The following is an 11391-nucleotide window of genomic DNA, read 5'->3' as shown; positions in this document are numbered from 1 at the left end:
TTGGATTTCTTTGAAAGAGATTTTTCGGGACCGTCCGTACCGCTGATTTGCAAGCCCTTTGCCCAACCCACTTGCCGTACACGATTGCAGCCATTATGTAATGTTATTACATTACTTTTCAAGCAGGGAGATCGGCCGGTGTCCGATACGCGTTTGCCCGTTACTGTCCTTTCCGGCTTTCTGGGCGCTGGAAAAACCACACTTCTCAATCGCGTCCTGAACAATCGGGACGGCTTGCGGGTCGCCGTCATTGTCAATGACATGTCAGAGGTCAATATCGATGCAGACCTTGTCCGGGCCGGGGGGGCAGAACTGAGCCAGACCGACGAGACGCTGGTCGAAATGTCGAATGGCTGCATCTGCTGCACCTTGCGCGACGACCTGTTGCAGGAAGTCCGGCGCCTGGCACAAGAAGGCAAGTTCGATTACCTGCTGATCGAATCAACCGGCATCTCCGAGCCCCTGCCCGTGGCGGCCACCTTCGACTTCCGCGATGAAGACGGCATGAGCCTGTCCGATGTCGCCCGGCTCGACACGATGGTAACCGTGGTCGATGCGGTCAATCTCCTGACCAACTACTCAAGCCATGACTTCCTGCGCGATCATGGCGAAACGCTTGGTGACGACGACACGCGCACGCTGGTTCATCTCCTGACCGACCAGATCGAATTTGCCGATGTGGTCGTGCTCAACAAGATAAGTGCGGCCGGGCCGGAACGAGCGGATGCCGCACGCAAGATCATCCGCAGCCTCAACGCGGACGCTCGGATCATCGAAACCGATTATGCCCAGGTCGCCGCGGACAAGATCCTCAACACCGGCCTGTTCGACTTCGAAAAAGCCCATGAACACCCGCTTTGGGCGAAGGAGCTATACGGGTTTGCCGATCATGTTCCGGAGACCGAAGAATATGGCGTCACCTCCTTTGTCTACCGGGCGCGACGGCCGTTTGATCCGGTCAAGATCCACACCGTGCTGAACGGCCCTCTTCCCGGGGTTATTCGCGCCAAGGGCCACTTCTGGATTTCAACACAGCCGAAATGGGTGGCGGAGTTTTCGCTGGCCGGAGCATTGTCGAGCGTCAGCCCCATCGGGATCTGGTGGGCAGCCGTTCCCAGAAACCGCTGGCCCAATGACGAGCGGGCGCTCGCCTATGTCAAGAGCCAGTGGAGCGACCCGTTCGGGGACCGCCGCCAGGAAATCGTGTTCATTGGATCAGGCATCGACTGGCCTGCATTGAGCGCCCGGCTGGACGCATGTTTGTTGAACGCCTCGAGCGGCGAGGAGCTTGCGCAACTGACACATCTGCCCGATCCGTTTCCCAGCTGGGGCCGGGACGAGCAAGCCGCATGAACCGGCTCTGCCCCGCCCAACCGCAAGGACACGGCATTCACCGGCCTGCCGCCGGGGATGTCGTGATCGGCCGCGATGCCGATATCCTTTCCGATGTCGATGCTCCGGGAATCGCTGCCGCCATCTGGCAGCGCATCCCCGATCCGGACTTCCAGAACTGGATCGACGCCCTGCCCGCCGGACAATTGCCGGACCTCAGAACCACGGTGCCGGTCCATCTGGCCGAAGCCGCCTTGCTGAGCGCCTGCGGACTGGCCGGAATGCCTGACGGACCGGAACAGCACCGGCTTGCAAGCGATGCCGCCGCGCTGGCCCTGATCTACAGCCGGATCCTGAGATGCACGCATGTCCGGATCCGGTTCGACGTTTCAAGTGGCGTCATGTGCCCCAAGTTCCATCTGGACAATGTTCCCGCCCGGCTGTTGTGCACCTATCGCGGCGCGGGCACCGAATATGTTCTGGAAAACCATCAGGATGACACCCGCCGCATCCGGTCCATGCGCACAGGGTCTGCCGGTTTGTTCCGGGGGCGGACATGGCCGGGAGAAGAAAGATGCCGTCTGCTCCACAGGTCGCCTGCGGTTCTTGCCGGCTCGGGCCCCCGCCTGCTTCTGGCCATCGACACCGCCGAGACCGGCTGACCAGCCCGAAGGCCTCTTCCAAACGGGTTTCGGCGGATTGAACGCCTGCCCTGCGCGATCTCGCCAGCTGCAAACGCCTGCCAGATCTTGAACCCGCCGCACTTTTCCCGCAGAACAGGAGAGAGTTCCCGTTACACCCGGACGCGCCTTGCCGATGCCTGCCTCCCAATCTGCCGAAGACGTCATTGCCCTCTTGAACATGCAGCCGCACCCGGAAGGCGGGTATTATGCAGAGACCTTCCGCGACGGGGTGACCGGCGCTGACGGCCGTCCGGCCTCGACCCTGATCTATTTCCTGCTGCCGGAAGGCGTCCTGTCGCGCTGGCACAAGGTGGATGCGGTGGAGACCTGGCACTGGTATGCCGGAGCACCCCTTGAGCTGTCGATCAGCCCTGACGGCGAGAGCAAACAGATCCTGACCCTCGGCAATGACCTCAAGACCGGTCAGCGCCCGCAGGGCATCGTGCCGCCTCATGGCTGGCAGCAAGCCCGATCGCTCGGCGCGTGGACGCTTGTTGGCTGCACCGTCGCGCCGGGGTTTCAGTTCGAAGGGTTTGAAATGGCCCCGGACGGATGGGAGCCCGGGTAGCGCCACGTGCGACCGGGACAAAGCGCGCGGCAAAGGGTTTCACGGAACATGTTGCAAGACAGCTTTGCGCAGTCGGCCCGGCTGATCCAGTCAAGGGAACGGGTATTCATTGCCCAATAAAAAAATCGGTTCCGTCGGCCCGCGCAGCACTCATGCACCCAAGCTGGCAGCCATAGCCGCACTGTTTCATGCTCCCCCGTCCTGTTCACAGGTCCCGCTTCGCTTCGTCCTTTAAGGACAGCAAGCAGTGAAAGGGACCATGAAATGACTGAAATCGTCTGCACCGTGGAGCAATCCGACACTTACACAGCCACCTCCGTCACAATATCCGAACCCAACGGTGGTGTCGTCGCTGCATGGGACAACAACCCGAATGCCTTCGGTACGGCGCTCGATGTTGATGGAGGAAGAAAAATCGTAACAGTCAGCTTCAGAAACATCAATCAGCAGGCTGTGCAGTTCAATGATCGCTTTGAAATCGACGTCCCGGCGAACGAGATCATCAATCCCTCACAAAACTTCGTCGGGTACACCTTTACCGGGGCAATGGGTTTACATGTTTCGCTGCCAACCTGATCGCGGATGAGGGACTTGAGGCGCTCCGGCACACAGGCCGGAGCAGCAATCAGGCCAGCCCGGCAATCGCGTTGGCGAAATCCCTTGCCGAAAACGGTTCCAGGTCCTCGACGCCTTCGCCGACGCCGATGAAATGCACGGGCAATTGGTATTTCGAGGCGATCGCGACCAGAATGCCGCCGCGCGCGGTTCCGTCGAGCTTGGTCATGACCAGACCGGTGACACCGGCAACCTTTCCGAAAATCTCAACCTGGCTGAGTGCGTTCTGGCCCGTGGTGGCATCGAGGGTCAGCAGCACCGAATGGGGGGCTTCCGGGTCGATCTTCCTGATCACGCGAATGACCTTCTCCAGTTCGGCCATCAGCTCGGCCTTGTTCTGCAGCCGGCCGGCCGTGTCGACCAGAAGCACGTCGACATTGTTGTCCTGCGCCTGCTTGAGGGCATCGAAGGCAAGACCTGCCGCATCCGCGCCCGTGTCGCGGGCAACGACCTCGGCGCCGGTCCGCTCGCCCCAGATCTTGAGCTGCTCGACGGCTGCTGCGCGGAACGTGTCGCCTGCCGCCAGCATGACCTTCTTGCCTTCGGCTGCGAGCTTCTGGCTGAGCTTGCCGATGGTGGTGGTCTTGCCGGTGCCGTTGACGCCGATCATCAGCACCACATGCGGTTTTTTGCCCGTATCCAGATTGAGCGGTTCGGCAACCGGAGCCAGCACCTTTTCGACTTCTTCCGACAGGATCGCGCGCACTTCCTCCGGCGAGATTTCCTTGTTGTAGCGCCCGTCGGACAGGCGGTCGGTGATCGCCATCGCCGTGTCGACCCCGAGATCCGCCTGGATCAGGATATCTTCCAGCTCCTCCAGCATCGCCGCATCGAGCTTGCGCTTGGTGAAGATCGAGCTGATGCCTTCGGTGAGCGCGGAGGACGAGCGCGACAGGCCTTTCTTGAGCTTCTGGAACCAGGAGAGTTTTTGCTTTTCCGGTTCGGCCGCCACAGGGGCAGCTCCCGGGGCCGCCATGGGCACAACCGCCGGTGCCTCGAGGACTTCCGGCTGCTCCGGCTCTTCCTGTTGCTCCGGCTCCGGCTGTTGCTCCGGCTCCGGCTGGGGTTCCGGTTCGGCGTCAGGCTGAAGCTCGGGCTCGGGCTCGGGTTCTTCTTTTGCCTGTGGCTCCGGCTCCACAGTCTCTTCGGCAACAGGCTCTGCAACCGGGTCAGGCTCCGGAATGGTCTCGTCGTGGAAATCCGTCGAGATCCGCTCCTCGGGAAGCGGCATGGGCGGCGGTGCGAGATCCGGCCCCTCATAGCCGGTCAGAGGCGGCAAGGGCGCGACTTCTGCGGCCACCGGCTCGACAACCATTTCGGTTTCAGAAACAATATCGCTTTCGGACGCCGTGCTGTCAGATACATCATCCGGAGCCGGTACGGCGTCTTCGGGAAGAGCCGTTTCTTCCGGTGCCTTTTCCTTGCCCTTGAAAAGACGTCCGAAAAATCCGCGTTTTTTCTCGCTCATATGCCCGCCCTGACCTGCATGAACCCTGAAGTCAGAGCCTTCATCGCTCAACCCGGTTCAAAAAAACATGCTCTAAAATGTCTGTCCGCATTTTCCGGAGGCAAAGCGGTTGCCGCCTTGCCTGAAAAACGCGTCAGGCTGCGCCCGGCAGAATGTCGCCCAGAAGATGCCGGCCGGTATGGCCGGTCATGCGGGTCTCGACAATCTCTCCGGCAACGCCGCCATTGATTTCGGTAAGTGTGAACTGCTCGGTGCGGCCGAGCCCTTCCTTTTCCACCAGAACCGGACGCACCTTGCCGACTTCCGATGCCAGATGACGGGCAAGAACCTCCTCGCCCTTGGCCCGAAGCCGCGCGCCGCGCTCCTTGATAACCGCCCGCTCCAGTTGCGGCATCCGTGCCGCAGGCGTTCCCGGACGCGGCGAAAACGGAAACACATGCAGATGTGTCAGGCCGCAATCATCAACGATCCGCAAGGAATTGAGGAACATCTCTTCGGTTTCGGTCGGAAAGCCCGCGATGATATCGGCACCGAACACCACGTCCGGGCGCATGCGGCGCACATCCTCGCAGAAGCGGATCGTGTCGGCGCGCAAATGCCGGCGCTTCATCCGCTTCAGGATCATGTCGTCACCCGCCTGCAAAGACAGGTGAAAATGCGGCATCAGGCGCGGATCTTCGGCAATCACCCGCATCAGATCGTCATCGGCCTCGATGGAATCGATCGAGGACAGGCGCAGGCGCTTCAGGTCCGGAACCATTTGCAGGATTTTGGCCGTCAGTGTGCCGAGTTTCGGCGCGCCCGGAAGATCAGCCCCGTAAGAGGTGATATCGACCCCGGTCAGCACGATTTCATTATAGCCGTTGCTCACCAGCCGCCTGATCTGGTCAATCACCACGCCCATCGGCACGGACCGGGAATTGCCCCGGCCATAGGGAATGATGCAGAAGGTGCAGCGGTGATCGCAGCCGTTCTGGACCTGAACGAAAGCCCGCGCGCGCCCTTCCAGACCATCGATCAGGTGACCGGCGGTTTCCTCGACACTCATGATGTCGTTGACGCGGACCTTCTCGGTCTCGTCGATGCCGAAGGCGGCAACCGATTGATAGGACTTGCGTTCCAGTTTCTCGGTATTGCCAAGCACCAGATCGACCTCGTCCATCCCGGAAAAGGTCTCGGCTTCCGTTTGCGCTGCGCAGCCGGTGACGATGATCCGTGCGTTCGGATTGTCCCTGCGCGCCTTGCGCACGGCCTGACGGGCCTGGCGCACCGCTTCGTTGGTGACGGCGCAGGTGTTGATCAGGACGGCGTCTTCAAGCCCCGCCGCCTCCGCCTCGCGCTTCATCACTTCCGATTCATAGGAATTGAGGCGGCAGCCGAAAGTGACAACGTCAATCGTCATAGCACCGCCTCCGATGCCGGCAGACCTTGCTCCTGATCAGCCCCCGTCTTGCGCCAGGCGAGCGTTTCAAGATCGACCTCGCCCGCGAATTCGATCTCGGTCAGGCCGGTCATCAGGACGTGGCCGTCCGCTTCGCGCCACTGAATGGTGATCGGACCGCCGGGCAGATGGATGGTGCTTGTCCGGCCAGCGCGATTGTCACGGCTCGCTGCCACGGCCACGGCGCAGGCCGCCGTTCCGCAGGCAAGCGTCAGACCGGCGCCGCGTTCCCACACCTTCACGCGGATCTCGTTTTCGCCAAAGACATGCGCCAGCGAGATGTTCGCGCGCTCCGGAAACAGCGGGTCATGCTCAAGCTTCGGCCCAAGTTCTGCCAAATCATGGGCCTCGATATCGTCGACCCAGAAAATCGCATGCGGATTGCCCATGCTGACAACCGCGGGCGCTTGTAGGACCGGAGCGCTCTCCGGGCCAATCCGGAGATCGACGGCTCTGGTGTCGGCAAAGGCGCGCGACAGCGGGATCTGGTCCCATTCCAGCCGCGGCTTCCCCATATCCACCGTCACGGTCTCAAGCCTTTCGGTGGCAAGCGCATGCAAGAGCCCGGCGTTGGTGCCGATCATCGCATCAGACCTGCCGGTCTCCGACATCAGCAACCTGCCGACACAGCGGGTGGCATTGCCGCAGGCATCCACCTCGGACCCGTCGCAATTATGGATCCGCATAAAGGCATCCGCGCCGCCGGACGCAGGTTCCAGCGTGATCATCTGGTCGAAACCGATGCCGGTGCTGCGGTTTCCCAGTACGGCAATTGCCTCCGGTGCCAGATGCAGCGGTTTTTCACGCGCGTCCCACACAAGGAAGTCGTTGCCAAGGCCGTTCATTTTCAAAAAGGGTCTGCGCTGGGGCGCCATACCGGTGTCTTCAGTTTACGGAGTGGAAAGATCAACGGCATTCAAGATGCCAGTGGACCCTATATGGCGGAAACCGGGCAAAAATGCCAGTCCATCCTTGCAAGGCAGCCCCGCACATACCGGCAACGGGGCCGGATGCCTCAAAGGACCACCATGTCGTCACCGGGCCCGAGCCGGGACAGGATCAGCCGCATATGTTCGGGCGCGACCGCAATGCAGCCTTCCGTTGGCCGGTAGTCTTCCCGGGCAATGTGAAAGAAGATCGCCGATCCCCAGCCCTTGACCGCCGGATGCATGTTGCAGTCGAGCACCACAACAATGTCGTAGAGGCGGTCGCCGCGCCACATCTTCTCATGACTTGCCATGAATGGCAGATCGACCGGCCGGTTATAGCGGACATGGCCGGGGTCATCACACCAGCCGTGATCCGGCGTTACCGGTTCCAGCGGCAATTGCGTTTGCGGACGGTGGCCGCGGTCGGGACGGTAGTACACGTTCAACAGCTCAAACCGCCCCGCAGGAGTCGCGCCGTCCCCCTCCCGCTTGAACCGGGTTGTTCCCGAACGCCCAAGCGCGCACGGAACCGTGATTGACCCGAGCGTGAGCGTGCCCCGGGTCTTTCGCCAGGATAAGGAACGAACAATCAGGCTTTGCGCCAAAAACCAGCTCCAATCCACCTCGATACTTCTGACAGGGTTGCCATCCGGCAAGTCCTTGATAAACCCATGTTAAACCTTGCGTGAAGAAGAATTGACGAACCCATGCTTGTTTAGCGACAATTTCGCTCGCACAAGAATGTGATACTTCCTACCTGTGAATTGCGCCATTGGTGCAGGGGAACGGACCTTTAGGCTTGGCGAGGACAAAAGACATGACCGCCCGCACGATTTTGATTGTTGATGACGATAACGAGCTGCGTGAGGCGCTGGTCGAGCAATTGTCCCTTTATGACGAGTTCGAAACGCTTCAGGCCGATTGTGCTGCTGCCGGCATCAACATGGCCAAGGAAGAGCATATCGACCTGCTTTTGATGGATGTCGGCCTGCCCGACATTGACGGGCGCGAAGCGGTGAAACTGTTGCGCAAGAACGGCTTCAAGGCACCGGTCATCATGCTGACCGGCCATGACGGGGACAGCGACACGATCCTCGGCCTCGAGGCCGGGGCCAATGACTATGTCACCAAGCCGTTCAAGTTCGCGGTTCTTCTTGCCCGGATCCGTGCCCATCTGCGCCAGCACGAGCAAAGCGAGGATGCGACATTCGCCATCGGCCGCTATTCGTTCCGGCCGGCCGCAAAAGTCATGCAGGACGACCGGGGAGGCAAGGTCCGCCTGACGGAGAAGGAAACCTCGATCCTGAAATTCCTCTACCGGGCAGGCGAAAAACCGGTGACCCGCGACGTGCTCCTGCACGAGGTCTGGGGCTACAATTCCGGCGTGACCACCCACACGCTCGAGACCCATATCTACCGTCTGCGTCAGAAGATCGAGCGCGATCCCTCCAATGCGGAACTGTTAGTCACAGAAGCCGGAGGCTACAAGCTTGTGCCGTAAGGCGTAATCGGCGTAAATCGACCCATGAGCCTTGTTCAGGATATAGCCATACTCAAGCAGGTGCCGATGTTGTCGGATTTCGACGACGATCAGCTGCGCCTGCTCGCCTTCAGTGCCGAGAGCGCGGACTATCGCGACGGTCAGAAACTGTTTGACGACAACGACCGGGCCGATGGCGGAATGGTGATCGCAAGCGGCACCGCCAGCCTGCAAAAGCGTGCATCGGACGGCTTTGAGGAAATCGACCGGGTTGATGCCGGGGCCTTGCTTGGCGAAAGCGCGATGCTGGTGGAAGCCCGGCGGCCTTGCCGGGCGGTTGCGGTTGGAGATGTCCGGATCATCCGGATCCGCCGCGCCCTGTTCAAGCGCATGATCCAGGAATATCCGGAAGTCGCCCGCCGCCTGTTCGAGCAGCACGCTGCCCGCTACCAAAAAACGGTTGCAGCAATCCGGCCGATCGGCACCCGCATGACGGACCTGGACCAACTGGCCGCAGCTCGTGGCAAGGACAATGCTCCCGGCGGCTGAGACCGTTAGCCCAATAAAAAAGCCGGCGCATTGTCCGGCTTTTTCAGTTAGAAACAGTATCGCATTGTTGCCTTACACCCAGGGGCGGCTTTCTGCGGTCTGAGCTTCAAAACTGTCGATCTGGCCTGCCTTCGCCATCGTCAGGCCGATGTCGTCGAGGCCGTTGAGCAGGCAGTGCTTGCGGAATTCGTCGATCTCGAACCCGATGCTCCCGCTTTCCAGTCCCTTGATTTCCTGGGTTCCAAGATCAACGGTCAGGGTAAAGTTGGAACCGCGCTCGGCGGCATGCATCAGGGTCTCAAGCTGCTCTTCGGACACGACAATCGGCAGGATGCCGTTCTTGAAGCAGTTGTTGTAGAAAATGTCCGCGAACGAGGTGGAGATCACGCAGCGGATACCGAAATCGAGCAAGGCCCAGGGGGCGTGTTCGCGTGACGATCCGCAACCGAAATTGTCCCCGGCAACCAGGATCTGCGCATTCTGATAGGCCGGTTTGTTGAGAATGAAGTCCTCGTTCACCGAGCCGTCGTCATGGGTGCGCATTTCATGAAACAGCGCCGACCCGAGACCGGTGCGCTTGATGGTCTTCAGGAACTGCTTCGGGATGATCATGTCGGTGTCGATATTGACGATCGGCAGCGGCGCCGCGACACCTGTCAGAGTGGTGAACTTATCCATGGCGATTGCTCCTGCTTCTTGTCTTCCGGCGGTCTTCAGGCCGCCAGGCTGGTCGTCTGATCGACACCCAGCATCAGGTTGAGGTTCTGAACGGCAGCACCAGACGCGCCCTTGCCCAGATTGTCGTAGACCGCGATGATCACGGCATGCGCCCGGGCGTCATTGGCAAAGACGTGCAAGCGAAGCCGGTTGGTTCCATTGAGCGCCTGTGGATCAAGATCATCGGCGCGCTCCAGCTTTTCAAGAGGCGCAACCTCGACGAACCCGCCGGGTTTGGAAAAATGATCCGCAATGGCCGCATGCAGTTCGGCACCGTCCGGCACCTTGTCGAGGCGCGCAAGCTGCAAGGGCACAACTGTCATCATGCCCTTGTAGTAGTTTCCGACCGCTGGCGAAAACAGCGGCGCCTGTGCCAAACGGCCGTATTCGGTCATTTCCGGAAGGTGCTTGTGATTGAAGCCCAGGCCATAAGGGGCGAACATGTTGGCGGACTTGCCCTTGGCATCATAGTCCGCAATCATGCTCTTGCCGCCGCCGGAATATCCGGAAATGCCATGCACCGTCAGAGGGTGGTCGGCGGGCAGCAGACCTCCGGTCACAAGGGGCCTAACAGCCGCGATCACACCCTGCGGCCAGCATCCCGGGTTGCTCACCCGCCTCGACGCGGCAATCGCATCGCCGTGCGCGGCATCCATTTCCGGAAACCCGTAGGTCCAGTCCGGCGCAACCCGGTAGGCCGAGGACGCATCGATCACGCAGGTTGTTCCGCTTTCGATCAGCGACACACTCTCGCGCGCCGCGTCATCCGGCAGACACAGGATCGCGACGTCGGCCGCATTCAAGAGGTCCGCACGCGCCGACTTGTCCTTGCGCTTGTCTTCCGGGATCGACAGGAGTTCGATGTCACGGCGCATGGCGAGGCGCTCGCGAATCTGGAGACCCGTTGTCCCTGCTTCGCCATCGATGAATACGCGCGCCACCATAGTCCGGCTCCCTCTCCTTTGTGCCGTCAATCCGTTTTGTTGAGCGTCTTACACCCTGCGTTCCCTCATGTCACCGCAGTTTCGCGGTCCAAGACCTCAACGAGCCATTGAGTGATACTCATCATTGGGCCGCATATCGACGGCTGCCGCGACCCGGTTGGTCATATTGAAAAAGGCGGCCACCGACGCGATATCCCAGATATCCCGGTCGGTGAAACCCGCTTCGCGCAGGCCTTCCCGGTCACCCTCGAGGATCTCTGCCGGCCGCTCGGTGAGCTTCACGGCAAAATCCAGCATGGCCCGGTGACGGGCACTCAGATCGGCCACACGATAATTCATGACCATCAATTCGCCGAGCTTCGGGTCACCGGACAACTCCCTAACGGCAGCCCCATGAGCGGTCAGGCAATAGAAGCATCGATTAACCGAGGAAACCGCGACGGCGATCATTTCCCGTTCAAGTTTGGAAAGACCACTTTTCGCGAGCATCAGGTCGTTGTACATGTCCGTGAACGCCCGCAGTTTCGTCTCGTCAAAGGAGTAAGCAAGAAGCACATTCGGTACGAGTCCGAGCTTCTCCTTACAAAGGTCAAAATAGGCCTGTGTCTTGTCGCTCAGCGGCTCCGTCCGATCCATGTGCAACGCGGTCGGTAACGTGTGCATCT

The 11391-nt window shown here is 60.5% G+C and carries 13 protein-coding genes; 6 read left to right on the top strand and 7 right to left on the bottom strand.

From position 1 onward, the window contains the following. Window positions 1–138: 138 nt before the first annotated feature. The 4 genes from E1297_RS14395 to E1297_RS14380 all read left to right on the top strand — a co-directional run bounded on the left by E1297_RS14395 (window position 139) and on the right by E1297_RS14380 (window position 3159). Window positions 139–1353 (top strand): GTP-binding protein, encoded by a 1215-nt coding sequence (locus E1297_RS14395; protein WP_368669562.1) that lies wholly within the window; start codon window positions 139–141, stop codon window positions 1351–1353. Then, on the top strand, window positions 1350–1994 hold the full coding sequence (locus E1297_RS14390; protein ID WP_155139296.1) for a DUF1826 domain-containing protein: 645 nt from the start codon (window positions 1350–1352) through the stop codon (window positions 1992–1994). Before E1297_RS14395 ends, E1297_RS14390 begins: the two co-directional genes overlap by 4 nt. 154 nt (window positions 1995–2148) lie before the next feature. Then, window positions 2149–2583, top strand: coding sequence for a cupin domain-containing protein (locus E1297_RS14385; RefSeq protein WP_155139294.1), 435 nt, complete (start codon window positions 2149–2151; stop codon window positions 2581–2583). 264 nt (window positions 2584–2847) lie between these two features. Then, window positions 2848–3159 carry a hypothetical protein gene (locus tag E1297_RS14380; protein ID WP_155139292.1) on the top strand — a complete coding sequence of 104 codons (312 nt, stop codon included), beginning with the start codon at window positions 2848–2850 and terminating at the stop codon, window positions 3157–3159. Between the two features lie 49 nt (window positions 3160–3208). Here E1297_RS14380 and ftsY read toward each other — a convergent pair whose 3' ends face one another. The 4 genes from ftsY to E1297_RS14360 form a co-directional block, all read right to left on the bottom strand. Then, window positions 3209–4513, bottom strand: coding sequence for a signal recognition particle-docking protein FtsY (ftsY, locus tag E1297_RS14375; RefSeq protein ID WP_244327767.1), 1305 nt, complete (start codon window positions 4511–4513; stop codon window positions 3209–3211). A gap of 286 nt (window positions 4514–4799) precedes the next feature. Further along, window positions 4800–6068, bottom strand: coding sequence for a tRNA (N(6)-L-threonylcarbamoyladenosine(37)-C(2))-methylthiotransferase MtaB (gene mtaB, locus E1297_RS14370; protein ID WP_155139288.1), 1269 nt, complete (start codon window positions 6066–6068; stop codon window positions 4800–4802). Beyond that, window positions 6065–6982, bottom strand: a complete 918-nt coding sequence (gene dapF / locus E1297_RS14365; protein ID WP_155139286.1) for a diaminopimelate epimerase — start codon at window positions 6980–6982, stop codon at window positions 6065–6067. The genes mtaB and dapF overlap by 4 nt, the downstream gene beginning before the upstream one ends. Window positions 6983–7122: 140 nt before the next feature. Further along, a complete protein-coding gene (locus tag E1297_RS14360) occupies window positions 7123–7641 on the bottom strand; it encodes a L,D-transpeptidase (protein WP_155139283.1) in 519 nt (172 codons plus the stop codon). Window positions 7642–7853: 212 nt separating this feature from the next. On the opposite strand from E1297_RS14360, the gene E1297_RS14355 reads away from it, so the two are divergent. After that, a complete protein-coding gene (locus tag E1297_RS14355) occupies window positions 7854–8537 on the top strand; it encodes a response regulator transcription factor (protein ID WP_155139281.1) in 684 nt (227 codons plus the stop codon). Window positions 8538–8561: 24 nt separating this feature from the next. Next, window positions 8562–9065: a Crp/Fnr family transcriptional regulator gene (locus E1297_RS14350; protein WP_155139279.1), complete on the top strand. Its 504-nt coding sequence runs from the start codon at window positions 8562–8564 to the stop codon at window positions 9063–9065. A gap of 72 nt (window positions 9066–9137) precedes the next feature. Here the strand turns inward: E1297_RS14350 and leuD are convergent, their stop codons facing one another. From leuD to E1297_RS14335, 3 genes are all read right to left on the bottom strand, one after another. Further along, window positions 9138–9743: a 3-isopropylmalate dehydratase small subunit gene (leuD, locus tag E1297_RS14345; protein WP_155139278.1), complete on the bottom strand. Its 606-nt coding sequence runs from the start codon at window positions 9741–9743 to the stop codon at window positions 9138–9140. Window positions 9744–9778: 35 nt separating this feature from the next. Continuing rightward, a complete protein-coding gene (argC, locus tag E1297_RS14340; RefSeq protein ID WP_155139276.1) occupies window positions 9779–10726 on the bottom strand; it encodes an N-acetyl-gamma-glutamyl-phosphate reductase in 948 nt (315 codons plus the stop codon). A 96-nt stretch (window positions 10727–10822) separates the two neighbouring features. Beyond that, a complete protein-coding gene (locus tag E1297_RS14335; RefSeq protein WP_155139274.1) occupies window positions 10823–11389 on the bottom strand; it encodes a peroxidase-related enzyme in 567 nt (188 codons plus the stop codon). Between the last annotated feature and the right edge of the window lie 2 nt (window positions 11390–11391).

Source organism: Roseibium sp. RKSG952 (assembly GCF_009711355.1).
Note: the sequence above shows the minus strand (reverse complement) of the source record. Positions and strands in the feature narration are given on the sequence as shown.